22 protein-coding genes are annotated in these 23,726 nt (G+C 62.9%); 15 read left to right on the forward strand and 7 right to left on the reverse strand.

All coding sequences use genetic code 11. From position 1 onward, the window contains the following. The first annotated feature begins 298 nt into the window (after positions 1 to 298). A complete protein-coding gene (locus tag ABD002_RS04915) occupies positions 299 to 3,502 on the forward strand; it encodes an efflux RND transporter permease subunit (RefSeq protein WP_343787757.1) in 3,204 nt (1,067 codons plus the stop codon). Beyond that, complete coding sequence (locus ABD002_RS04920; protein ID WP_343787759.1) at positions 3,492 to 4,688, forward strand: efflux RND transporter periplasmic adaptor subunit; 1,197 nt, start codon at positions 3,492 to 3,494, stop codon at positions 4,686 to 4,688. Before ABD002_RS04915 ends, ABD002_RS04920 begins: the two co-directional genes overlap by 11 nt. A gap of 23 nt (positions 4,689 to 4,711) precedes the next feature. Here the strand turns inward: ABD002_RS04920 and ABD002_RS04925 are convergent, their stop codons facing one another. After that, a complete protein-coding gene (locus tag ABD002_RS04925) occupies positions 4,712 to 4,954 on the reverse strand; it encodes a hypothetical protein (protein ID WP_343787761.1) in 243 nt (80 codons plus the stop codon). Between the two features lie 44 nt (positions 4,955 to 4,998). After that, positions 4,999 to 6,048 carry a DUF2306 domain-containing protein gene (locus ABD002_RS04930; protein WP_343787763.1) on the reverse strand — a complete coding sequence of 350 codons (1,050 nt, stop codon included), beginning with the start codon at positions 6,046 to 6,048 and terminating at the stop codon, positions 4,999 to 5,001. Here ABD002_RS04930 and ABD002_RS04935 point away from each other — a divergent pair. Then, positions 6,043 to 6,402 carry a hypothetical protein gene (locus ABD002_RS04935; protein WP_343787765.1) on the forward strand — a complete coding sequence of 120 codons (360 nt, stop codon included), beginning with the start codon at positions 6,043 to 6,045 and terminating at the stop codon, positions 6,400 to 6,402. The genes ABD002_RS04930 and ABD002_RS04935 overlap by 6 nt on opposite strands. Positions 6,403 to 6,502: 100 nt before the next feature. On the opposite strand, the gene ABD002_RS04940 is transcribed toward ABD002_RS04935, so the two are convergent. The 5 genes from ABD002_RS04940 to ABD002_RS04960 all read right to left on the reverse strand — a co-directional run bounded on the left by ABD002_RS04940 (position 6,503) and on the right by ABD002_RS04960 (position 10,912). Then, complete coding sequence (locus ABD002_RS04940; protein WP_343787767.1) at positions 6,503 to 7,462, reverse strand: TonB-dependent receptor; 960 nt, start codon at positions 7,460 to 7,462, stop codon at positions 6,503 to 6,505. Positions 7,463 to 7,614: 152 nt separating this feature from the next. Beyond that, entirely contained in the window at positions 7,615 to 8,079 is a 465-nt protein-coding gene (locus ABD002_RS04945; protein WP_343787769.1) for a cupredoxin domain-containing protein, read from the reverse strand. Between the two features lie 136 nt (positions 8,080 to 8,215). After that, complete coding sequence (locus tag ABD002_RS04950) at positions 8,216 to 9,583, reverse strand: S8 family peptidase (RefSeq protein WP_343787771.1); 1,368 nt, start codon at positions 9,581 to 9,583, stop codon at positions 8,216 to 8,218. A 7-nt stretch (positions 9,584 to 9,590) separates the two neighbouring features. Continuing rightward, entirely contained in the window at positions 9,591 to 10,346 is a 756-nt protein-coding gene (locus ABD002_RS04955) for a zf-HC2 domain-containing protein (RefSeq protein WP_343787773.1), read from the reverse strand. An 8-nt stretch (positions 10,347 to 10,354) separates the two neighbouring features. Continuing rightward, positions 10,355 to 10,912, reverse strand: coding sequence for an RNA polymerase sigma factor (locus ABD002_RS04960; protein WP_343787775.1), 558 nt, complete (start codon positions 10,910 to 10,912; stop codon positions 10,355 to 10,357). 162 nt (positions 10,913 to 11,074) lie between these two features. Between ABD002_RS04960 and ABD002_RS04965 the strand changes: the two genes are divergently transcribed. The 12 genes from ABD002_RS04965 (at position 11,075) to ABD002_RS05020 (ending at position 23,493) form a co-directional block, all read left to right on the forward strand. Next, positions 11,075 to 11,872, forward strand: coding sequence for a hypothetical protein (locus ABD002_RS04965; RefSeq protein WP_343787777.1), 798 nt, complete (start codon positions 11,075 to 11,077; stop codon positions 11,870 to 11,872). Between the two features lie 576 nt (positions 11,873 to 12,448). Further along, positions 12,449 to 12,595 (forward strand): hypothetical protein, encoded by a 147-nt coding sequence (locus ABD002_RS04970; protein ID WP_343787779.1) that lies wholly within the window; start codon positions 12,449 to 12,451, stop codon positions 12,593 to 12,595. Positions 12,596 to 12,818: 223 nt separating this feature from the next. Beyond that, entirely contained in the window at positions 12,819 to 13,007 is a 189-nt protein-coding gene (locus tag ABD002_RS04975) for a hypothetical protein (protein ID WP_343787781.1), read from the forward strand. Further along, positions 13,004 to 13,921 carry a rolling circle replication-associated protein gene (locus ABD002_RS04980; RefSeq protein ID WP_343787784.1) on the forward strand — a complete coding sequence of 306 codons (918 nt, stop codon included), beginning with the start codon at positions 13,004 to 13,006 and terminating at the stop codon, positions 13,919 to 13,921. Before ABD002_RS04975 ends, ABD002_RS04980 begins: the two co-directional genes overlap by 4 nt. A gap of 27 nt (positions 13,922 to 13,948) precedes the next feature. Then, positions 13,949 to 14,215 carry a single-stranded DNA-binding protein gene (locus ABD002_RS04985; RefSeq protein WP_343787787.1) on the forward strand — a complete coding sequence of 89 codons (267 nt, stop codon included), beginning with the start codon at positions 13,949 to 13,951 and terminating at the stop codon, positions 14,213 to 14,215. A 202-nt stretch (positions 14,216 to 14,417) separates the two neighbouring features. Beyond that, positions 14,418 to 14,651 (forward strand): major capsid protein, encoded by a 234-nt coding sequence (locus ABD002_RS04990; RefSeq protein ID WP_343787789.1) that lies wholly within the window; start codon positions 14,418 to 14,420, stop codon positions 14,649 to 14,651. A gap of 51 nt (positions 14,652 to 14,702) precedes the next feature. Beyond that, on the forward strand, positions 14,703 to 14,831 hold the full coding sequence (locus tag ABD002_RS04995; RefSeq protein ID WP_343787791.1) for a hypothetical protein: 129 nt from the start codon (positions 14,703 to 14,705) through the stop codon (positions 14,829 to 14,831). Between the two features lie 1,187 nt (positions 14,832 to 16,018). Further along, positions 16,019 to 16,495: a virulence factor TspB C-terminal domain-related protein gene (locus ABD002_RS05000; RefSeq protein ID WP_343787794.1), complete on the forward strand. Its 477-nt coding sequence runs from the start codon at positions 16,019 to 16,021 to the stop codon at positions 16,493 to 16,495. A gap of 3 nt (positions 16,496 to 16,498) precedes the next feature. Further along, a complete protein-coding gene (locus tag ABD002_RS05005) occupies positions 16,499 to 16,789 on the forward strand; it encodes a DUF2523 family protein (RefSeq protein ID WP_343787796.1) in 291 nt (96 codons plus the stop codon). Beyond that, positions 16,786 to 17,904: a zonular occludens toxin domain-containing protein gene (locus ABD002_RS05010; protein ID WP_343787798.1), complete on the forward strand. Its 1,119-nt coding sequence runs from the start codon at positions 16,786 to 16,788 to the stop codon at positions 17,902 to 17,904. The genes ABD002_RS05005 and ABD002_RS05010 overlap by 4 nt, the downstream gene beginning before the upstream one ends. A gap of 477 nt (positions 17,905 to 18,381) precedes the next feature. Beyond that, positions 18,382 to 22,998 carry an RHS repeat-associated core domain-containing protein gene (locus ABD002_RS05015; RefSeq protein WP_343787800.1) on the forward strand — a complete coding sequence of 1,539 codons (4,617 nt, stop codon included), beginning with the start codon at positions 18,382 to 18,384 and terminating at the stop codon, positions 22,996 to 22,998. A 9-nt stretch (positions 22,999 to 23,007) separates the two neighbouring features. Further along, positions 23,008 to 23,493 (forward strand): hypothetical protein, encoded by a 486-nt coding sequence (locus ABD002_RS05020; protein WP_343787802.1) that lies wholly within the window; start codon positions 23,008 to 23,010, stop codon positions 23,491 to 23,493. Positions 23,494 to 23,726 lie beyond the last annotated feature (233 nt).

The raw sequence follows: 23,726 nt of genomic DNA on the forward strand, positions 1-23,726 counted from the left end.
GTAGGTTGGGGTGAGCCCGCGAACCCCAACGATTGTCGTGTCCGATGTTGGGCATCGCTAGGCTCAGCCCAACCTACTCACTGTTTCGAAGGGTGATCGATCACCGCAAGGCAACCGACGCATTCGACGAGTGAAGGAAGTCACCTCGGCCCGATCTTCGCGCCCGCAGACGCTGCCGCGCGGCGCCACGCCTTCATTGCACCAATCATGAAGTTTTGTTCATCGAATTGGCCCTTGGTTTGCCCGGGTGCGCGGCCTACTTTGATGCACCGCACCAGCACCCACTTCGGTACTTCGCATGATCGGCATCGTCCGCGTCGCGCTGCAGCGTCCTTACACGTTCGTCGTGCTCGCGCTGCTGATCCTGATCATCGGGCCGCTGGTCGCGCTGCGCACGCCGACCGACATCTTTCCTGACATCCGCATCCCGGTCATCGCCGCGGCGTGGCAGTACACGGGTTTGCCGCCGGACCAGATGGCCGGGCGCATCACCACCTTGTACGAGCGCGTGCTGACCACGACGGTCAACGACATCGAGCACATCGAGGCGAATTCTTACCAGGGCTTCGGCATCGTCAAGATCTTCTTCCAGCCCGGCGTCGACGTGGCGACCGCGAATGCGCAGGTCACCGCAGTGTCGCAGTCGGTGGTCAAGCAGATGCCGCCAGGCACGACGCCGCCGCTGATCCTCAACTACAACGCGTCGACCGTTCCGATCCTGCAGCTCGCGCTGTCCGGCAAGGGGCTTTCCGAGCAGAACCTCGCCGATCTCGGCCTCAACACGATCCGCACGCGCCTCGTCACCGTGCCGGGTGCGGCGATTCCGTATCCGTTCGGCGGCAAGAGTCGCCAGGTGCAGATCGATCTCGATCCATCCGCGCTGCAGGCGCGCGGCTTGTCCGCGCAGGACGTCGCCAACGCGCTCGCTGCGCAGAACCTGATCACGCCGGTCGGCACGCAAAAGATCGGCGCGTTCGAGTACACGCTGCAGCTCAACAACGCGCCGTCCGCGATCGACGACCTCGGCGACTTGCCAGTCAAGGTCGTCAACGGCACGACGATCTACATCCGCGACGTTGCCCACGTGCGCGACGGCAGCGCGCCGCAGACGAACATCGTGCACGTCGATGGCGCGCGCTCGGTGCTGATGTCCGTGCTGAAGAACGGCGCGACCTCGACCTTGGCGATCGTCGCCGGCATCAAGGCCAAGCTGGCCGAGATCCGGCCCGGTCTGCCGGACAACCTGGACGTCACCCCGATCAACGACCAGTCGCTGTTCGTGCGCGCCGCGATCAAGGGCGTCGCGTTCGAGGGGGCGATCGCGGCTGCGCTGACCAGCATCATGATCCTGCTGTTTCTCGGCAGCTGGCGCTCGACCGTGATCATCGCGGTGTCGATCCCGCTGTCGGTGCTCGGCGCGATCATGTGCTTCGCCGCGCTTGGCGAGACGCTGAACATCATGACGCTTGGCGGCCTCGCGCTTGCGGTCGGCATTCTCGTCGATGACGCCACGGTGACGATCGAGAACATCAACTGGCATCTCGAGCATGGCAAGGACGTCGAGACCTCGATCATGGACGGCGCCGCGCAGATCGTGACGCCGGCCTTCGTCTCGCTGCTGTGCATCTGCATCGTGTTCGTGCCGATGTTCTTCCTCGAAGGCGTCGCGCGCTTCCTGTTCGTGCCGATGGCCGAGGCGGTGATGTTCGCGATGGCCTGCTCGTTCATCCTGTCGCGCACACTGGTACCGACGATGGCGAAATACCTGCTGCACCCGCATGCGCCGAATGTCGATGCGGAAGGCAACCTGCTGCCGTTGCCGCCGACACGCAATCCGCTGGTGCGCTTCCAGCGTGCGTTCGAGGCGCGCTTCGAGCGCATGCGTGCGGGCTACCGCGAGCTGCTCAAGCTCGCGCTGCTCCATCGGCGCGTGTTCGTCGGCGGCTTCCTCGCGTTCGTGCTCGCCTCGTTCCTGCTGACGCCGTTCCTCGGCCGCAATTTCTTCCCCTCGGTCGATGGCGGCCAGATCCTGATGCACGTGCGCACCCAGGTCGGCACGCGTGTGGAGGAGAGCGCGAACCAGTTCGCCCAAATCCAGAAGGCGATCCGTCAGGTCATCCCGTCGCGCGAGATCGACGTGATGGTCGACAACATCGGCCTGTCGATCAGCAGCATCAACCTGACCTACAACAATACCGGCGTAGTCGGTACGCAGGACGGCGACATCCAGATCGCGCTGAAGGCAGGGCACAAGCCAACGGCCGACTACGTGCGCGAACTGCGCGAGAAGTTGCCGCGCGAATTCCCCGGCGTCACGTTCTCGTTCCCGCCGGCCGACATCGTCAGCCAGATCCTGAACTTCGGCTCGCCGGCGCCGATCGACCTGCAGATCCGCGGCGCGAACCTCGACGCGAACTTCGACTATGCGAACTCGCTGCTGCCGAAGATCCGCGCGATTCCCGGCATCGCCGACGTGCGCATCCAGCAGTCGCGGCAGAGCCCGGTGTTCAATGTCGATGTCGACCGCACGCGCGCACAGGAAGTCGGCGTGACCACGCGTGACGTCACCAACAGCCTGGTCGTGAACCTCGCCGGCAGCAGCCAGGTCGCGCCAACCTACTGGCTGAATCCGCAGAACGGCGTGTCGTATCCGATCGTGATGCAGACACCGCAGTACCGGCTCGATTCGCTGACCGCGCTCGCCAACCTGCCGATCAGTGGCAGCAGCGGGGGCTCTACGCAGGTGCTCGGCGGCCTCGCAAACTTCACGCGCACGACCGGCAACGCACTGGTCAGCCAGTACGACATCCAGCCGATGGTGCAGATCAACGCGACGACACAGGGCCGCGACCTCGGTGCGGTCACGGTCGACCTGCGCCGTATCCTCGCCGACAGCGTGAAGCAGGTGCCGAAGGGCTCGACGGTCGCGCTGCTCGGTCAGGTGCGCACGATGGAGAGTTCGTTCTCGGGCTTGCTGTTTGGCCTGCTCGGCGCGATCGTGCTGGTCTATTTCCTGATCGTGGTGAACTTCCAGTCGTGGAGCGATCCGTTCGTGATCATCACCGCGCTGCCGGCTGCGCTCGCCGGCATCGTCTGGATGCTGTTCGCGACCTGGACGCCGATTTCGGTGCCGGCGCTGACCGGCGCGATCATGTGCATGGGCGTGGCCACCGCGAACAGCGTGCTGGTGATCAGTTTCGCGCGCGAACGCCTCGACGCGATCGGTGACGCGACCGCGGCCGCGATCGAGGCGGGTTTCGTGCGCTTCCGCCCGGTGCTGATGACCGCACTCGCGATGATCATCGGCATGGCGCCGATGGCGCTCGGTCTTGGCGAGGGCGGCGAACAGAATGCACCGCTCGGCCGTGCCGTGATCGGCGGCCTGATCTTCGCGACGATCGCCACGCTGATCTTCGTCCCTGTCGTCTTCAGCATCGTGCATAGAAGGCACGGCGAGAAACCCGCGCCGCGCCCCGCACTCGGAGAACTCCATGTCGCCTGAACTTTCCGCACCGAACGTGTCGCGGCGCAAGCTGCGTCTGGCCGGCGTTTTCGCGGTCATCGTCGCCGCTGTCGTCGTTGTCACGGGTCTGGTTTCACGCGCGCACGGCGACGCACGCCTGCGCGAATGGACCAACGAGCAGTCAATCCCGACGGTCGCCGTCGTCTCGCCGGGCACGCAGGGTGATGCCGCGACGCTGGATTTGCCGGGGCGCCTGGAAGCCTATTCGCGTGCGTCGCTGTATGCGCGTGTCAGCGGCTATCTCAAGAGCTGGAAGGTCGACATCGGCGCGCCGGTCAAGGCCGGCCAGCTGCTCGCCGAGATCGAGACGCCGGATCTGGACCAGCAATTGCTGCAGGCACGAGCCGATCTCGCCAGCGCGAAGGCGAACGCCGATCTCGCGGTGACGACCGCGAAGCGCTGGCAGTCGATGGTCACCACCGGCGCGGTGTCGAAGCAGGCCGCCGACGAGAAGACTGGCGATGCCGCGACCAAGCAAGCGCAAGTCAAGTCGTCGCAGGCAAACGTCGACCATGTGCTCGCTACGAAGGGCTTCACGCGCATCGTCGCGCCGTTCGACGGCATCGTGACCGCGCGCAATACGGACGTCGGTGCGTTGATCAATGTCGGCGGCGGGGCAGGGCAGGAGCTGTTCGTGGTGTCCGACACCAGGAAGCTGCGCGTCTATGTCAGCGTGCCGCAGACCTATGTGCCGAGTATCCCGCCAGGAACGCAGGCGACGATCACGGTACCGGAGCATCCGGGCGCGAAGTACACCGCGACCGTCGAGTCGTCGTCGCAGGCGGTCAACGCAACCTCCGGCAGCACGCTGATGCAGCTCGCGGTCGACAACGCGAACGGCGAGCTGCTGCCCGGCGGATTCGCGAATGTGAGCCTCGACCTGCCGCGCAACGCGGCGGCACTGAACGTGCCGGCCAGTGCGCTGATGTTCGACAAGGCGGGGCTGCGGGTCGCGACCGTCGGTGCGGACAACAAGGTCGCGCTGAAGATGGTCACGGTCGCGCGCGATCTCGGCAAGGTGATCGAGCTCGGCTCAGGCCTTGCGCCGGGTGATCGCGTGATCGAGAGCCCGCCGGATGGCGTCGCCGATGGAGATGTCGTGCGGATTGCCGAGGCTGCGAAGAAAACGGACGCAGCGGGGAAGGGCGCCGGCGGCAAGGGGTAGTGCTTCGCAATCGACGATACGGTTCAAATGTTCGTCATTCCGGCGACGAAGAACATTGCATCCCCACAATTTGGAAGTACGCCGGCATTCGCTCCGAGAAGAAGGCTGTTCGCCCTGAGGTGTAGCCGCTGTGCAAAGTCTCCCGTTCCCTCAACGTGGGAAATGAGGGATTGCCCTCCCATGAAGAGCACGATCAGCAACAGGTAGACGAAACCCGCAATCCGCGCATAGCGGGCTTGTATTTCAACGTCAGATCGTTCATGCATGTCCCTGTTCCTTGCTTCTGTAGGCCACGAGCCGTGGCGGGGTCTCACTGGACATTCGGCAGCCAGAGCCCCACGACGGCTCCGAAAATGCCGGTCGCCATGGCAACAGTCAGCACCCCTAGCGTCGCCGCCACGGCGATGCGTTGCGGAGTGCGGCCGCGCTCTTTGGCACGCAAGTAAAGTTCGAGCACAGCCAGCGGCAGCAGGATATCTGCGAAAGATAGGAAGGTCAGGAACGGACCGGTGAACGTCTTCGGATCGAAACCGACCGGGCCGTGATTGAGCAGGATCCAGAACATCAATCCCACACGGAAGAACCAGACGCCATTCGCCGCCATGAATAGGCGCAGCGCCCATTGACGATGGACGGCGATCTGGCGCGCGAGCGCATGGCGCAGCGCCATCCCAGCGCACAACAGGATCAACACGGCATCGAAGGTGATGCCAAGATTCTGAGAAAGATCACCCGGGCCGCCGCCGCGAACCCACACCATGTACAGACCCGCAACGCAGGTAGCGGCGACACAGGTCATGTACACGCGCCCGTTCCAACGATGGAACGCCGGCGCACGCAAGCGGATTTGCGGAACGAGTTGGATGAGGCCGCCCAACGTGATGATGACGGCCAGCAGGATGTGCAGCGCGATAGTCAGATTGCCCGGAACATCGCCGGGAACATAACCATGCGGCATCACCTTGTTCAATGCGGCCCAATCCCCGCGGAGCGCAGCCCTGCCATAGAGAAGCAGGAGATAGACGACGAACAGTAATTGCCCGGTTGCGGCGACCGCAAACCAGGAGATCGCCGCAACCCGCAACGAGCGCCGGCCATCGGCCTGCGTGCCCGAGATGAAGCTCTTTGCCTTCGGTGGGGACTGATCCAGAAGTGCTCCAGTGGCAAGGTCCGGCATGTGGAGGCTGTCCTTATGCAAGCAGGTGCGTGGCTGGAGAATGGCCGATCGCCGCCGCGGCCAAAAGCGCTTCGCGACGAGCCGCGGCAGCGGATGGACGAATGACGACGGGGACGGACGAATGGCGGAATCAAACGCTGCCGATGGCGCAGTTGCGGCATCGATGCAGGTCTGACGATGCACGTAGCGAACTCGCGTTTGCTATCGTCGCGTCATGTCAATCGCAACGACCCCGCAAGGAAATCTGTCTCGCCTGCTTGGCTGGAGACGTGTAAGGGTTGTGCTCGGCGCCGCATTGCTGGCGAGCTTGCTGCTGCTACCGGGTTGGGAGACGCCTTACTGGACCCGCTCGGACGGCTGTTGCTGATCGGGTTGATCGAGTTGCTCGTCTTCGGCTTGTTCGAGCGATGGCCTGCGCGCCTGCCGCGCTGGCTCGCGCACTGGGCTCTGCAGGTGGCAGCCGTGGCATTTGCGGTGCCGCCAGCCGCATGGACGGCTTACACGCTGGCGCCGATCGGGCACCGCTCGCCGCGGTGAACGGATAGCTCGTATCTCACCGGTTTTGCGTCGACGACCATCCTCGGCCTGCTAGTGGCGCCTTGGATCACCGTTGCGGCGTTGTTGCGCCAGATTTCGCTTACATCCGGTACTGCAGCCCGACCGAGAACAGCCGCTCCGGTTCGAGCTGGAATCCGTTCACGCGCTGATACACCGGCAGCTGGATGAACGCAAAGCCGTCCCAGTGCGCGTTCAGGCGAAAGCCGATGCCGGGACTCAGGTAGGCCAGCGTCGCGCCGCTGTTCGCGACATCTGCATTCACGCCCGACTCGCGCTTCTCAGCACGCAGGTTGAACTGGAATTGTGGCGTGATCCGCGACCAGGCCGTGTAGCGCAGGCCTGCGGTCACGTTAACTCCGGTACCCGGGCGGAACCCGCTGTCGGAATTCAGCGGCTGCTGCAGGACAGCCTGCGCGAAATACCCGACCGATGGCCCGAGGCTGCCGAAGTCGTAGACACCCAGCAGCGCGTCCCAGGTTCCGGTGCCCAACTGCAGTCCGCGATCGAGCGGGGTGCCCGCCTGCGGACCGGCGTAGAAGTTCGTGCCGGTGCGACCGGTCGGCAGCTTCACGCCGAACAGCACGCCGAAGCCCGCTTCGGGACTGAAGCCCTGATAGCGCGCGGTGATGCGCGCGTCACCCATGCCGCTCGACTGCGAGTAGGAAAGCGCGGTGTCGCCGGGCGCGATCGTGCTGTGATAGCGGTCGAAGTAGGGTAACTGGACGTTGACGCCCCAAGCGCGCGACGGCGCGTAGTCGACGCTCAAGGTCGTGTTGCGGTTCACCGTGGTCTGCTGGATCTCGCGCTCGTTCGGCAGTTCCAGCGACGCACGGTCGACACTGTCGGTACCGGACCGCAGCTGGGACTGGTTGAAGTAGTCGTAGCGCAGATCGAAGCGCAGGCCGGCACCGACGGAGTAGCCCTGGCTCGCCCAGTCCGAGTTCAGCGTGCAGCCGCAGCTCGAACAGGCGGACGCGAATGAGGGCGCAAGCAGCGCTGCGAGAAGAAGCGGACGCGCCGCGGTTCCAGCCGGTTTCATTTCATTCCCTCGATCGATCGGATTCGCACGGGCGGCCATCCATTCTAGAACGTGTGCGCGGACGGAGCTCTGCACACAATGTCGCACCCGTGTCCTTCGACATCGCCACGTGCCCGCAGGGCGCACACCTGGCGACAAGGTCGCGAACCGTGTCAGTCGATCTCGAACGACTGAAGCTCGACGGGAATCGTCACGTTGATCGTGCCGAACATGCCGCTGCCCGGAGCGCCGTGCATTTCGCAGTGATATCCAACCGTGCCTGGAGTCGAAAAGGTGATGACCTGCGACCATAGGGCGGCACTGGGGTTGCCCGTTGGCGCAGTGCCACAGGCAACGGAGCAGTGGAACGTGGTAACGGCCCCTGGGTCGGACGTGATGTTGTGTTGCCCGCCGCCGTTCGTGAACGTCACGGTGTCGCCCGCGCTGATGTTCAGGATTTGCGGCGAAAACGTGAGTCCGTTCGGATTTCCAACGTTGACGTTCCAGTTCGTCGCCCAAGTCGACGCCGAGCCCAGCGCCAGCGTTGCAGCAACGAGTATCGAGCCGGCCTTGTGAAGTGTGGAATGCATGCGTCCTCCATAGTCGAATGAGCAGCCGCGGTTGTTCGGCGCGGGCACCTGACCCGTACCATACAGTTCGAAATGCCGGGATCCACTCCGGGGACTGGTCAGTGCTTCTGCCAATCCTCACGCCGCATCGATCGCTCCAGGTCGATGCCTGCGTGTTGGTCCTGCAAGGTGGTGCATTCCCTGCCTAATGCATCGCGCGGCCGAGCCTTGCGGCGGCCGGTATCTCCCCACACTCGCTGTCACGGTGCCGCAATGACTCCGCTGCGGCACAGACATCGATCGGCACGTCTGCGCTGTGCTGTGAACGACTGAGCAGCGCATGGACCCCGCGCGCGTCGAGGCCAGGATCGATCTGCAGCAGCAACGCGACCGCGCCGCTCACGTGCGCGGCGGCCAGCGAGCTGCCGGAGGCGTAGTCGTAATGCCCGTCCGGCTCCAGCGTCAGGACCTGATTGCCCGGCGCGACCAGAACAGCGGCGTTGGGCCGCGGATCCCCCGTGCTGACCACCGCGATCACGCCCGGCACATCGACCGGGAAACCATCCATGCGCCCATCCGGAGGCACTGCGCCGACGACGATCGCACCATGCTTGACCGCGTAGTCGGTCAGTTGCTCGAGCAGAGGATCGCTGGGGCCGCCGAGGCTCAGGTTGATGATGCGTGCGTTGGCGGTGATCGCCGCGCCGAGCGCCTGCGCGACCGTGAAGGTGTCGCAGCGCGCAGGGTCTTCTCCGGCCCGCAGCGCCCAGCAGGCGCGATACGCGAGCACGCGCGCGCCTGGGGCGATGCCGACGATGCCGATTCCGTTGTTGGCGACCGCGGCGATGACGCCAGCCACTTCGGTACCGTGCCGCTCGGCACCGACGGGGGTTGCGGCATTCGCGACGAAGTCACGCTGCTCGGCGATGCGCCCTTGCAGGTCGGGATGACCCGCGTCGACGCCGGCATCGATCAGCGCAATGCGAACGCCGCTGCCATCCGCCCAACGCTGCACGAGGCCCGCCTTGATCGCCGCAAAGCCGCTCTGCAGACCAATATACGGATCGTTGTACGTGCCCGGCGCTGCAGCCGGCCGCACGCCGTGCCTGGCGTTGGTGTGATCGGCAGCAGACAACGTCTCGAAGTATTGCTGTGGTTGCGCCAGGCGCACACGCCGGTCCGCGCGCAATCGGGCGAGCAGCTGATCACGATCAGCCGTCGCCGGGATTTCGTACAGCATGCAGCGCAGCCGCAACGGTTCGATCGTCCACGCGGAAATCTCCTGCAGCGCGTAGTCACGCGCCAGTTCCGCCGCAGTGGAGACCGCGCGCGAGCCGCCGGTGTAGTTGGGCAGACCGTCGTAGCCCCGCGGTGTCGAGCCGGCTGTCGCGATCGGTTCCGGCTTGTCGGCCAGCGCCACGATGATCGAGCGTGCTGCCTGCGCGGATGGCTCCGGTCCTGCAGTCGCGGCGCGCGCGGCAATGCCGAACACCGTGCATCCGAGCACAGCCCACATGAGCCTGGCAGCCAATGCCCTCATGCGGCGATTGTGCGGGAAAATGGACGCGCTCATGTGACGCCTAGTGCGAACCATCCGCGCCGGACGCGATCGGCTCGGCCAGCAGCACACCCTTCCCGGCACGAAGACGGGCGAGGGCAGCCATCGTCGCACGTGCCGATCCATCGGCCGACGTGGATTCGCTCACCGGCGCGAGCGCATAGATGGAATTGTCCAGGCTGCTCTCCACGATGCGCAGCCCGGCATTGGCCAGCAGCGTCTGCATTTCCCCGATCGTGAGGGTAGGGGCGGGCACGAAGCGGATCGTCGCCGGCGTCCCGGGAACGGCGGCGCGCGTCAATGTCTCATAGCGTGCGTCGGAATTCGCGGACGACGGGCGGCTGCCGCCATCGAAGCGGCCGAGCACGAGCGCACCGAGCACGGCCAGCGCGATCGATTGCGCGACCACCGCAGCAATCAGCGCGCCGCTGCGGTACGAGGTCGCGGCGCGCCTGCCGGCAATCCGCAACATGCCGCGACGGCTACGGTCCGGCGAAGGCACATCGTCGACCACGCTGCCTTCGTCATCCATGTCGTCAGCGTGCTCGTCGATGCGGCGCAGCAGCCGCTGCAGCGCCGCATGGGGATCACGCATCGGACGGGAATCAAGCGCCATGCCGGTGTGCAGCTGGGTCTGGAACGCGAACTCGTCACGGCACCCCGCGCAGACGCGCAGATGTTCATCGACATGCTGGCGCTCGATCTCCGAAGCGCTGCCGTTGACGACCAGCGGAATCAGGTCCCAAGTACTGCGATGAGAGAGGTCTTGGTCGATCATGTCGGCGGTCAGCCTTTTGCGGAGCGCGGGTTCGTGGCAGATTCGCCGCCGAGTCTGGGCAACGTGTTGCGCAGGCGCAGCCGCGCATGGAACATCCGCGCCTTCACCGTGCCGACGGCACAATGCATGATCGTGGCGACCTCCTCGTACGATTGCCCGAAGTAGTAGACGAGTTCCATGGTCATGCGTTGTTCGGGTGGGAGCAGCTTCAGACCGTGCGAAACCCAGTCGCGCAGCTCACGTTGATCGGCCTCGTTCTGTTCGCTCGGCACTTCTTCGAACGACACTTCATCGCCTGCGGGCTGCGTCTGCCGATGCGTCGGCAGCTGATCCCGCATCGTCTTGAGCAGGCAACGATAGGCAATGCTGACGATCCACGTGCCGACTTTCGAATCGCCGCGGAACTCTCCAGCCGTCCGCCACACCACCCACAACGTTTCGTTGACGATCTCGTCGACCAGGTTCCGTTGCGCCGTGTGGCGGGCCAGGAAACGAGCGAGCCGGCCGTGATAGAGGAGATAGAGGCGCTCGAACGCGTCGCGATCGCCTGTCGCGACCGCACGCACCCATTCGAGTTCGCGCGCATCGCCGGTTACGATCGGCTGCCCGCGAGAAGCGTCGTCGTTGCGATCATTCGAGGCGTCGTTCAAAGTGATCATCACCTAGGCACCGGCGAGCGGTCCTTTCGGCTATATATGTACCCATTGACCGGCAAAAGGTTGCGCGACTTGCGAAAGTCCTGGCACGCGATCCATTTTGCGCCCGCGGGCCGCGGGTTTCCCAGCGTTCGCGGCAGGCATCTTGCGGGGATTGCCGCCCTTGCGCTGCTGGGAGCCGGCGCGCAGTCCGAGGTCCGTGCCCAAGGTTGGGGCGGGGCGCTCGGTATCGCCAGCGACAATATCGACCGCGGATACAGCCTCTCAGCGGGCCGGCCGGCGTGGCTGGCCGACCTGCATTACGAATTCGGACCGGAATGGCTGATCGGCCTTAGTGCCAGCGCGGAGCGACCGCGTAGACAGGAGCCAGGCGCGCGGCTGGCGGTCTACATCGACCGGCGATGGCGTGTCGATGACGTCTGGGCGGCCAAGGCCGGTGTCGTCCACTACGACTCGCCGTGGAACGCCTGGCGCCGGCCACTGCGCTACGACGAAATCAACGTGGCGATCGGCTACCGGGACAGGTGGCGGGCGACGCTCGCGGTGTCACCCAATACACCCGAGCGGTACCTGTATCCGTACAGGCGCGCCCGGTCCGGCTTCGCCGCCTGGCCGGAGCTGACGTTCCATCAGCCGATCGTCGGCAGACTCTCCGCCGACATCGGCGTCGGCTACGCGTACCGGCAGCACGCTGGCGACCGGAACTATGGTTACGGCAACGTCGGAATCAGCTACGCAATCGGCGACACCTATCTGTATCTCTCGCGGCTATGGACGAACTCCGTGGCGCCGCCTTATGGCTGGAACGGTTACTCGTTGGAATCCGAGTCACGTGGGCGGTGGGTCGCGTCGGTGGTTTGGAGCTTCTGATAGGATATCCATTATTTTACATAATAGGCAGCTGTCCAGACCCTATAAACATGAATAGGGCAGCGGCGTAACCAAGGCTTTTTGCAAGGCGGAGTAGGGTGCGCTGCTCGTCCGCCTTGATCGTCTTTTCTGCCGCCGCTGCGAGAATCCATGCGGCGGGGTCTTCGCCCAGGTCGCGAGCCATTCGCTCGATCACGTTCGCTTCAGCGTTCCGACCGCCTTTCCAATGCGTTGCGCATGCACGTTCGACGCCTAGTGCGACGCATCCGGCATTTGCTGAGGTGTACCCCTTCCCGGCGCGCCATTTCTCGAAAAGCTGAAAAGTTACGCTCTGCACGTTGAAGACCTCTTGACATGGAGTGTTGACGGGGACTATACATGCCTCACTGTTGAAACGCTTTCAACATCAAGGGGCAGGGGCATGCACACACTCGTTTCCTTCACGGCCGGCGTTCTGCTGACCGTTCTCGGGTTCACCCTCGGATTACTTCAACGGCGGCCGGCGCAGCGTAGACCGGTTCCCCTGCCGTCTCGACCGTTGTTGCCGGTCGCCAATGGGCGGGGCAGGGCGTCGGCATGAGCACTGTCGCGAAGTCTCAGCACGACCTGTTCGCCCGCGAGCTGTTCAATCACTACCTCTCCGAATCCCTGTGGTTCGAGGTGTGCGGCTGGCGACATCTCGCCGCGCATTGGGCACGCATCGCGAACCGAGCGCTGCAATGAACGGCGTGCCGAGCGTACCGCTCGCGACCTGTGCGGATCGTCTCGCGCTCGGTGAAGCCTGGGCCTCGTCGCGTCCCGTTCCACACGGGATCGTGTGCATCGACTGCCAGCGCGAGATCGCGCCGCCACGCCGCTGCCTCGGTGAGTTCGACGCGCCGATTTGCATGTCCTGCATCGAGTCGTCGATTGCGGCGCAGCGTCGGAAGCCGGGGAGGGCGGTGCGATGAAGCACGTCACGCATCTGGAATCGAAGACCGCCGACGCATTGCGTGCCTTACGTCGGTTGGCGGCGGTCGCGCAGCGCAGCGGCTTCCTGATGCTCGCGATCGCCGCGGGCGAAGGCATCGCGTTGCTCGAGGACGCGCGCGCCCAAGAACTTCAGTTCCGCGACGATCGGGGGATTCCGCGGTGATCGATCGTTCGCCGATGCAGCCGGTGGCGCGCGATCCGTCGCGCGTGGATGCCGCTCAGGACTACGCCGCCGCACTTAGTGCGATGGACGCACCGTTCTACAGCCTGGTCCGCGAAAAGGCCATGAACCGGGCGCGAGCGGCGGCGCGTAGCGCCGCCGCCGCGCCGGGCCTTGTCCCTATAGAGAACAAGTCACACGGCAGCGACTTCCCCGGTCCTTGGCCGTTGCATAGGGCAGGGAAGACGCAGATCGATCCCCACGCCCGGCGCTGCAAGCGCATGCGGGGTCACGTCGAACATTCGATGCGGCTCTCTGAAAGCCAGCTCAGCCGTTCGGGTGGGTTTCGGTTTCGCCGACTGTTCGTGACGTTGACGTATGCCGCAGTGGATGGTTGGCATCGCAAGGACATTGCCGCTTATCTCAACACGGCGCGGACGTGGGCTGCGCGTCGTAAGTTCAAGCTGCGTTACACGTGGGTCGCTGAGGTTCAGAAGCGCGGCGCGATTCACTACCACGTATGCCTGTGGATTCCGGCACGGCATCGCTTGCCGACCGCCGACGTATCGGGCTGGTGGCCGCACGGCTGGTCGAACCTGACCGTAGTGAAGTCCGGCTGCGTGGGCCTGATGGCCTACCTGCGCAAGTACCTGTCGAAGATGGGCGCGGATGAGTCCATCGCGTTGCCGGTCGGTGCGCGCATGCACGGCTCAGGCGGACTGGATCGCGAACAACGTCGGGAAATTCGCTATCGCCTTGCGCCGTACTGGGTGCGCGACGCTCTGGGCACCTATGCGGACATTCGGCGAACGGTCGGCGGTTGGTGCGACCGCATTACCGGCGTGTTCATCGCGTCGCCTTGGAAAGTCGAGATTGATCGATCGGGCCTCGTGTGGGCCTTCAAACCGGCCGGCTAGACGGCCAATCACTGAGAGGAAACGGAAATGCAAATCGAAATTCGGGATCGGAACGTCGAAAAGGTGGTTCGGGTTTGGGAGGGCAAAGAGCGTGTGAGTTACACGCAATGGGCGCTGCTCTCGCAGGGCGGCTTCGTGCTGTCGTTCATCGTGCAGCACAACGCGGAAGCTGAGGCGTATGCGCCAGGGTTCTACGAGCTCGATCCGACGTCGTTCAGTTCGCAAAACGGCCGTCTCAGTGTTGAGCGGGTTCGGCTGAAGCCGGTTGCGAAAGCACAGCCGGTGAAGGCCTAAGCCGTGCTGGTGCAGGTCTGTCCTCCGTCTCAGTTTGATGTGGTCGGACAGACCTGCGCCGGCCCGGTTTGGGTCGAGTACGCGGGGGGATTGCCGCCTCTCTCTGCGGCGGACGGCCTCGAGATTTCCGGGGCGATTGTCGCTACGTGGGCTCTCGGGTTCGCTATCCGTTCTGTCGTGCGGTTGATTCGGAGGAGTTGAAATGTTTCGTTCGTTCGTTCGTAAGCTCGCTGCTGCGAGCTTTGCTGTTCTCGGCGCGGTCGCGGGCACGTCGATGCTGGTGTCGAAAGCTCAGGCCGCGGGTGGTCTGTCGGATGGTGTCGTCGCGACCATCACCAGCACGCAGGCCGATATCGTGACGATCGGTGTCGCGATCCTCGCATTGATGGTGCTGGTCGCTTCGATCGCGTGGATCAAGCGCGCGTTCAGCAAGTGACGTATCCGGGCGGTCTTCGGGCCGCCCTTTTTTCTTCGAGGGGAACGCGATATGACAGATGCAGTCGTTCAGACGCTGGTGGACGTGGGTCTCGATGTGGTGAACATCGGTGGTTGTTCGCTAGCGCTGTATTTGATCATTCGACTGATCCACCACATCGCGTTACTGGTTCAAAAATGACGACCCCGAGAGGATGGACGTATGGACGGCTATTTAGTTTTGCTGGCGGTGCTGCCTGCCTGCTGGCTGCTCTTTTCGGAGTGACGGCGAACGCGATCGACACGTCACAGTGCGGCTATTTGCGTTGTGAAGCGTTCATTGCTCCGAAGAACCCGTCAGATGTTGGTGATTGCAGGGTTGAGTTCAAATGCGATGATGGCGGTCCACAGACTATTATTGCCGTGCGTCGCTCGGTGGCTATGCCGTATTGTCCTGCGCCGAATCCCAATCCGTGGTTGAACACGACGGATAGTTTTCCTAAGTGCAATTGTGCCGCACAGCCGAATTTGCCGGTTGGTACTAATCTTTCTACACGTACCAATGGAAGGGCCTGTGTCGCGGGTTGTTCGTATCGTCCTGTTTCTCCGGTCGTGAATGTGTGCGCGCCGAATCATCCCGAGTCGTGTTCCGCTCAGGCTGAGTACAAACCTACGGGTTTTGATTGCGATCCGTTGGTGCCCGACGAGCCTAAACAGCCGCCGCCGTTGACGTGCGCGCAGCAGTATGGCGTTGAGGCGTGTTTGCAACCTCTCACGCCACCGCCTCCGTCGCCGCCGAAGATTTGCGGTTTTCGTAACGGCCAGTCGGTTGGTTGTACGAGCCCGAATGATCCGTGTGCCGAAAATCCTAACGGCTATCTTTGTGCGGGAAATCCACCGCCTAAGCCGAGTACGCCAGCGCCGCCGAATGTGTCCAAGCCGCCTGACTATACGAATTCAAATTCGACGTTCTGTTCAGGCGACAACTGCACGCCGATCATTATCAACATGGGTCCGCCGCCCGGTCCTCCATCATGTCCCGCTGGGACTAGCGGTGTGTATCCCGATTGCAAACCGGATTCGGGCTATTGCCCGGACGGGTCGACGCCGGTCGATGGCAAGTGTCCCGCTCCTGCTCAGAATTGTCCGGACGGCTCGAAGCCCGTGAATGGCAAATGTCCGGCGCCGAGTAACGGCAACGTGCAGTGCGCTGATGGTTCCACGCCTGTCAACGGCAAGTGTAAGGACAACTCGAGTGCGAAGTGTTCGAACGGTACTGATCCACAGAACGGGAAGTGTTATGACAACTGTCCGGACGGTACGCGACCGGTGAACGGGCAGTGCGGCGATCTTCCGTCGAATTTGCCGTGCCCGGATGGATCTCGGCCTGTGAACGGGCAGTGTTCGCACGGTGGTCCGAGCAACTGTAACCCGGCGACGGACCCGAACCAGTGCAATGGCACGCCCAAGGGCAATGCGGGCGGTGGTGAAACCTGCCGCGCACCCCCGTTTTGCTCCGGTGATCCGATCCAGTGCCAGGTACTGCAGCAGGCGTATAACACGCGCTGTGCCGTCGAGAACCTTGGCAAGTGGCCTCAGGGTGAGCCGGTGCCGGATGGCCATGACGGTGAGAGTCCCGGCGATACGCACGTCGTGCATGACAACAGTGGCGAGTTGTTGGGGCAGGTGAGCAGTAGCGGCTTTCTTGGCGGTGGCTCGTGTCCCAAGCCGCCGACGTTCAGTGCCATGGGGCATACGTTCGACTTCGCGTCGCAATCGTGGTGGTGCGATGGCCTGTCGATCTTGGGCGGGATCATTTTGTTCGTTGGCGCGTTTCTGTCGATGCGTATTCTTTCGGGAGGTTGAGCGATGCCGGTTTTGATTGCTGCACTTGTTGGCGCGCTCTGGAATCTGGCGCGTGCTGTTCTTCCGGGCATCGTCGGCAAGATCTTAATAACGCTCGGGCTGACGTTCGCCACGACAAAGCTGGTGCTCCCTGATCTGATCGCGTTTCTTCAATCGCACATGGGCGGCGTGTCCGGCGACGTGCTGGCGCTGCTCGGCTACCTCAACGTGGACAAGGCGATGGTGATGATCATCTCGGCGGGCGTGGCACGCACGGCGGGCAAGGCAGTGCTGTCCGCGAAGGCGGCGCCATGATCTATTTGCTGACCGGTCAGAACGGCCACGGCAAAACGCTGCGAGCGATGCAGCTCGCGTTGCAGGCCAAGCGCGAGGGGCGTGAGGTCTTCGTGTGCAACGTGAAGGGCGTCGACTACGAAAAGACGGGTTTTCAGGAGCTGGCCGAGTTCAAGGACTGGCAGTCGTTGCCCGATGGCGCGTTCGTGGTCGTTGACGAAGTGTGGAAGTTCATCCCGCCGTTGGGTCCGGGCAAACGCAATCCGGAGTGGGTCGAGCAGCTGGCCGTGCATCGACATCGCGGTTTTGATTTCGTGTTGGTTACGCAGCAGGGCTCGCAGATATCGACGTTCGTTCGTGGGTTGATTCATGAGCACACGCACGTCCGGCGTAAGTTTGGCTTTCAGAAAGCGGTGCTCCTCACATGGGATCGCTATCAGGCCTCGACGGCGAGCAATGCCGAGTTGAAGGAGGCGAGGCGGGCGGCCTTCTCGTATCCGCGCGAGGTATTTACGCTGTACAAGTCCGCGGAAGTGCATACGGTCAAGCGCTCATTGCCCTGGCAGGTTTTCGCTATTCCCGTTCTTCTTATTCTCGTCGTGGGAGCCATTTGGACGGTCTTTCACCGTTTTTCGTCTGCTGCGTTAGATAGCGGGAAGGTCGCGAGCGTAGCGACTGGGTCAGCGGGCGCGACCTCGCCGTCACCGCAGATCAAGAAGCCGAAGTCAACAGAGGACTATCTGCAGGATCAGGTTCCGCGTGTTGTAGGTATGCCATGGTCAGCACCGTGGCATGACGGCGCTAAGCCTTCAGCGGAACCGGATATATATTGCGTGCAGTCGGAGGCGAAGGGTTGTAGCTGCTACACCGAGCAAATTACGCGTCTGAACGTGCCGATCTTGCAGTGCTTGGCGATTGCTCGGGATGGCATCTACAACCCGTTTCGGCAGCCGGTGCGCCGTAGCTTGAATGTGATGGATCCCGGCCAGCACGATCCCATTGAGCGTTCATCGCGTACCGCGGTACAGACTGCTCCTGCAGGTGCGGTGGCTGAGAGTTTGCCGCCTGTGCCGGAACGTCCGTTGCGGCGTGCGCCGTTCCCGTCGTTGGAAGGGCGCACATTCGGAGGCGGCTAGACGGGCGCGGCCTCCGCGACTTAACGGTGAGAGTGCCGGTCTTCGACCGAGACCGAAACGGCGGGGGGTTGCTGAGGGCCCATTCGGCGCTGCGGAGACGTCTACCGTTCGACCGCCTCCTGATTTCGGGTATAAGGCTGCACTCCTCCCAAGGAAGCAGCGCGTCGTATGGCAACGATGGGAAGCCTGAAGTGGTCCGGCGAACCGCACCTGCCAACATGCCCGTTCCTCTAGTGGTCCCCAAAGCGTGGCATGTGTCGCGCCACCTGCGTGTGGCCTAGCTCTGACGTTTTGCGCGACACAGCCACCAATTTTCCATGCTAGATTTCAACTGACGCAACATGCGCGCGCGTCCTCGCGCGATCTGACATCAATACAAGGGAATGATGAATGCCACTCGATGCCCAGGCTAACGCAGATCGATCCCTTGGAGACTTTACGCCGCATCGAGTCATCAGGCGACTGATCGGGTTCTTCATGCTCTCGATGCTATGCCTGGCATGGAACAACGCAATCGCCGGCACCGGCTGGTGCAAGGATGACCCCGCCAATCCCAAGGATATGCAGGCCGAACAGCAGTGTCTCGTCCAGCAAGCAAGAACGGCTGCAAGTTTAGGTTCAGCTTACTTCGTCGCTCAGTGCCAGATCACTGCCTATGTGCAGGCGCCTGCCGGTAACGGCAGCGGAAGGTGGGGGTATGACTACCAGTTGGTTGGCGACCCGTTGCCTCCCCCGCCGAATTGGGTGCAGCAGTGGAGCTTCTACTGCGCGGCCACTCGATATTCGCCAGACGAGAACAACGGCAATCCTGCTTGTCATGGCAGCTGCGTCGGCGACCCCATCAATGCCGGCACCGCCGGCCTGTTCCTGGAGGAGACGGATCTTCATCTCGGACGTTGGTTGAACTTTACGCGCTACTACAACAGCGATTTGACGGCGGGCAGCACGATCGGCCATTTCTGGCGCCACACCTACTCACGCAAGGTGGACTATTCGGGCACGGCGCCCACGTCGGTGGTCGTGCGGCATGAAGACGGCAAGGGCATCCCGTTCTCACTCGCCGGCGGTCACTGGTCCAGCGACCTCGATATTCAAGATACGTTGACCGAGCAAGCGGATGCGAGCGGCAATGCGACCGGATGGACGCACGTCCGCGCCGATACGCTCAGCACGGAGCAGTACGACGGGACCGGCAAGCTGCTTTCCATCACGGATGCCCAAGGCTTTGTCGTCACGCTCACGTACAGCACGGCGAGCACACCGTCCACCATAGCGCCCGCCGCCAACTATCTCATCACGGTCACCGATCCCACGGGACGTGCGCTGCAATTCACCTACAGCGCAGCAGGCGCGCTCAGCACGATGACCGACCCATCCGGACAGGTGTATCAATACGGTCTGAGTAGCGACGGCAACGGCAATCTGGGTTCCATGACGTATCCCGGCGGCGCTTCGCCGCGCACCTATCAGTACAACGAGGCGGCCCACACCCAGAGCACGTCGTTGCCAGCGGCACTCACCGGCGTTACGGACGAGAATACGGCGCGCTACACCACGATTGACTACGACACGTCGGGCAATGCAATCGGCACGCAGCACGCCAATGGCGCCGACAAGTTCACGCTGGTCTACAACAGCGACGGTTCCTCGGATGTCACCGACCCGAAGAACAATACGACGCACCACACGTTTACGGTGGTGAACAACGTGGTGAAGGCATCGACGCTCAGCGGTCCGTCGATCGGTTTCTCCAATGGGGCCTCGCGCTCGTACGACAGCTATAGCAACCCGACGTCCATCACGGACTTCAACGGCTTTACGACCTGTTACACGTTCGATCAGACCCATGGGCTGGAAACGAGTCGGACTGAAGGCGTGACGACCGGCTGCAGCGGCACGCCCAGCGGCTTGAGGACGATACAAACGGACTGGGACACGAACCTCCGAATGCCGACGGAGCGTCGCACCTACAACGCCAGCGGTGGGTTGGAAGCGAGGACGCACACGGTCTACAACGCGCGGCGCCAAGTGACGGCCCGCTGCGAGATCGATCCGGCCGACACGGCGGCGATGGCCTACACCTGCAGCGCCACGACCGCGCCGGCGGCCACGGCGAAGGTCCGCCGCTGGGTGACGACGTACTGCGAGCAGGCCGATGTCACCGCCGGCACTTGCCCGCTGATCGGCCTGGTCACCTCCGTCAACGGCCCACGTCCGGCCGGCGATGTTGGCATGGCGGCAGGGCAGGACGATCTCACCATCTACACCTACTACCCCACCGATGATGCCACCTGCGCCAGCAACGGCGCCTGCCCGCACCGCCACGGCGACCTGTGGAAGGTCACCAATGCACTCGGCCAGGTCACCACGACTGTCAGTTACGACAAGAACGGCCGCGTCACGCGGATGCAGGATGCGAACGGCACGTTCACGGACTTCCTGTATCACCCGCGCGGCTGGCTGACCGATCGCATCGTGCGTGCCAGTGCGACCGGCGCGAGCGGGGCAGGGGACGCGACCACGCATATCGACTACGACGCGGTCGGCAACGTCACGAAGGTCACGCAACCGGACGGTGACTTCCTCGCCTACACCTACGATGCCGCGCACCGCCTGCTCAAGATCACCGATGCGCTGAACAACGTCATCGACTACTGCCCGGGCGGCGTCGGCACTGCACAGTGCCTGGATGCAGCCGGCAATCGCCTCGTCGAACAGGTCAAGGATCCGAGCGGCGCCATCAAGCGCAACCTCAGCCGCACCTACAACACGCTCAACCAGCTGACCCAGGTGGCGAATGCCGCGAACGCGCCGACGATCAGCTATCCCGCCAGCGGCGGCTACGACGGCAACGGCAACCCGACCCTGTCCACGGACGGCCTCGGCTACCAGACCCAGCAGGCCTATGACGGCCTCAATCGCCTGAAGGCGACGATCCAGAATTACAACGGCACCGACTTGGCGACGAAGAACACCGAGACGGACTACACCTACGATACGCGCGACAACCTCCGTCAGGTCACCGATCCAGATCTCATCAAGACGATTTACGACTACGACGGCCTGAACAACCTGACCGGCCTGCACAGCCACGACACCGGTGATACCGGCTATCACTCCGATGCGGCCGGCAACCGGACCAGCCAGACCGATGCGCGCGGTGTCACCAGCAACTACACCTACGACGCGCTGAACCGGCTGACCGCGATCACGTATCCAACGGCCAGCCTCAACGTCACGTACAGCTACGACCAGTCGAACAGCACGACCGGCTGTGCGACCTCGTACCCGATCGGTCGGCTGACGCAGATGACCGACAGCACCGGCCATACCACGTACTGCTACGACCGCCGCGGCAACGTGCTGAGCAAGGTGCAACTGACCCTGATGACGGCCAGTTGCAACACCGCGATGTCGGGTTGCGGCGGGTCGACCTCGTCAGCGGTGCGTCTCGGGGCCGGCGTCGGGCTTCCTCCGACGCCAAACCCGACCACCACCACGGCGCTGACCCTGACCACCCAGTACAGCTACACCCGCGGCGACCGGCTCGCCTCGATCACCTATCCGGGCGGCGCGGTGGTCACCTACGGCCGCGATGCGGTGGATCGGGTCACCCTGGTGCAGTGGCAGGCGAATGCTACGGCCACCAAAGTGACCGTGATCGCCAATGCTACGTATTACCCGTTCGGTCCGTTGAATGTGCTGACCTACGGCAACAACCGCACGCTGACCAAGACCTACGATCAAGACTATGCGATCCACACGATCGCCAGCTCCGCCACAAGCGGCCTGACCCTCGGGTTCGGCGTGGACGTGATGGGCAACCTGACCAACGCGAGCGCGAGCCTGGCCCCGCCGGTGCCGGATCGCCAGTACGGTTACGATCCGCTGTATCGGTTGACCAGCGCACAGACTGGGGCCACGCCCCCGGTTCCGTTAGAAGGCTATGCCTACGACCACACCGGCGACCGGACCAGCGCGAGCCTGAGCGGGCAGGGGGCGATTCCCTACACCTATACGGGCGGAACGCACCACCTCGCCAGCGTCGGCGGGGTGGCCCGCACCTACGATCTCAACGGCAACACCACCAGCAGCGGCTTGAGCTACGACGACCGCAATCGGCTGCAGGGTTGGAACCTGGTCGGTGGGCAAATCAACCTGATCGGCTATTCGGCGCTGTATGGCTACAACGGTCGCGGCGAGCGGGTGTCGAAGCAGGGCATGCAGTACGCGCCGTGCAACCCGCCAAGCTGCTATTCGATACCCGGTGCTCCCGTGGGCTGGCAGACCGGCACGGTGGCATATAGCTACGACGAGAGCGGCCAGCTGCTGAGCGAGGTGCCGGACGCCTACAGCACCAGCGTCGGTGGCGATACGATCTACCTCGACACGACGCCGATCGCAGTGGTGCGGAACGGCAAGGTGTATGCGATCGAGACGGATCAACTCGGTACGCCGCGCCTCGCGTTCGATCCGACGACCAATGCGACGGTGTGGAGCTGGGATGCGCTGGCGAGCACGTTCGGGACCAATGCGCCGACGGGATCGTTGACGCTCAATCTGCGCTTCCCCGGCCAGTATTACGATCAGGAAACCGGGCTGAACTACAACTACTTCCGCGACTATGAACCGGGCACGGGACGCTACGTCGAAGCAGATCCGGTCGGAATTTTTGGCGGAATGTCCGTTTACCGGACGCGGGACTACAGTCCGAGCATACAGCGGGTTACGTCAGCGGACCTGATTGGATTTCGAGGGCAACCAAGTCTCTACGGATACGCCGGTACCGATCCATTTTTCTACATAGATCCTCTTGGTCTAGCAGTTTGCCCTACCGAAAATGGCAGGTATGCATGGTGTAATGCATCCCAAAATCCGGATAGTTGGACAACGACGAATAAAATAAAGATGTATTTTTGTAAGAAATCGGCAGATAAAGCTTGCAGCAATGACCCGACGATGTGTTGTGAGGCGGACTACAAGGAATGTACGGGTGACCCGCACGGAATGCCGCCATCCTCTCCTGAGGAGGCGGCAAAGATGGGGCCGTGTGAGGTGAAATACTTCAAATGTGCCATGGGCGGCGGAAATTGAGGTGGCAGTGTGAAACGCATACTCTTACTATTATTCGTTTTTATTCTTGGCATATTGGGTGGTGGATTCAGCGCGCTATGGATAGCTCAAGGTGCTAGCAAGGCATGGGCGATCGACGCGAAGCTTTTGCTCGCGCAAAAGTTTCGATTCCATGCCGTTGATGCATATCGCTTGAACGATTGGGAGCGAGTTCAATTTTTCTACGAAGCCAGTAACAATATCGCCATGTCTGATTCTAAGGGCGCTTGGTCATTGGATTTTCCGCTATACGCATGGTCAATTAGCTCGATTGTGAATGACAAAGAGAATCTTCACGGGTTGGTTGACGAATCGATCATTGCTCTTGCGATGGAGCGCCAAGGGAAAGTTGATGAAGCGACGTTGAAGTTTGGGGATCTCGAAAAAAAGTTTCCTGGACGAACGCGAGAGCAGCTCACAAAGATTGCTGATACGACTCTTAAGACAGTCGCGACTGAAGAAGCTGGCGCGAAATAGAGTCAGGAGATCGTACCCCAGTAATTTCCCGCATGCGTGCACGTAGAAAACCGCCTCAAGTAAAATCCCGCTCGGAGCGCACCCGCCTGCATGCTCGCTGTCCTTGCTAAACCGCGCTGTATCAAGGCGAGCCGCCGCCGTCGGCGCAGAGCCGCATCAAGGGTACGGTTGCCCGGCCAGTATTACGATGCCGAAACCGGGCTCAACTACAGTTACCAGAGAGACTACGAGTC

Source organism: Dokdonella soli, from assembly GCF_039523175.1.
GTDB classification, from domain to species: Bacteria; Pseudomonadota; Gammaproteobacteria; order Xanthomonadales; family Rhodanobacteraceae; genus Dokdonella_A; species Dokdonella_A soli.

Excerpts from the sequence above, each read along its gene's own strand:
- ABD002_RS04950 (WP_343787771.1), bottom strand. The coding sequence starts at position 9,583 with ATGAGCGCGTCCATTTTCCCGCACAATCGCCGCATGAGGGCATTGGCT.
- ABD002_RS05015 (WP_343787800.1), top strand. The coding sequence starts at position 18,382 with ATGCTCTCGATGCTATGCCTGGCATGGAACAACGCAATCGCCGGCACC.
- ABD002_RS04920 (WP_343787759.1), top strand. The coding sequence starts at position 3,492 with ATGTCGCCTGAACTTTCCGCACCGAACGTGTCGCGGCGCAAGCTGCGT.
- ABD002_RS04955 (WP_343787773.1), bottom strand. The coding sequence starts at position 10,346 with ATGATCGACCAAGACCTCTCTCATCGCAGTACTTGGGACCTGATTCCG.
- ABD002_RS04940 (WP_343787767.1), bottom strand. The coding sequence starts at position 7,462 with ATGAAACCGGCTGGAACCGCGGCGCGTCCGCTTCTTCTCGCAGCGCTG.
- ABD002_RS04995 (WP_343787791.1), top strand. The coding sequence starts at position 14,703 with ATGACAGATGCAGTCGTTCAGACGCTGGTGGACGTGGGTCTCGATGTG.
- ABD002_RS04985 (WP_343787787.1), top strand. The coding sequence starts at position 13,949 with ATGCAAATCGAAATTCGGGATCGGAACGTCGAAAAGGTGGTTCGGGTT.
- ABD002_RS04925 (WP_343787761.1), bottom strand. The coding sequence starts at position 4,954 with ATGCATGAACGATCTGACGTTGAAATACAAGCCCGCTATGCGCGGATT.
- ABD002_RS04990 (WP_343787789.1), top strand. The coding sequence starts at position 14,418 with ATGTTTCGTTCGTTCGTTCGTAAGCTCGCTGCTGCGAGCTTTGCTGTT.
- ABD002_RS04915 (WP_343787757.1), top strand. The coding sequence starts at position 299 with ATGATCGGCATCGTCCGCGTCGCGCTGCAGCGTCCTTACACGTTCGTC.
- ABD002_RS04970 (WP_343787779.1), top strand. The coding sequence starts at position 12,449 with ATGAGCACTGTCGCGAAGTCTCAGCACGACCTGTTCGCCCGCGAGCTG.
- ABD002_RS04935 (WP_343787765.1), top strand. The coding sequence starts at position 6,043 with ATGCACGTAGCGAACTCGCGTTTGCTATCGTCGCGTCATGTCAATCGC.
- ABD002_RS04975 (WP_343787781.1), top strand. The coding sequence starts at position 12,819 with ATGAAGCACGTCACGCATCTGGAATCGAAGACCGCCGACGCATTGCGT.
- ABD002_RS05005 (WP_343787796.1), top strand. The coding sequence starts at position 16,499 with ATGCCGGTTTTGATTGCTGCACTTGTTGGCGCGCTCTGGAATCTGGCG.
- ABD002_RS05010 (WP_343787798.1), top strand. The coding sequence starts at position 16,786 with ATGATCTATTTGCTGACCGGTCAGAACGGCCACGGCAAAACGCTGCGA.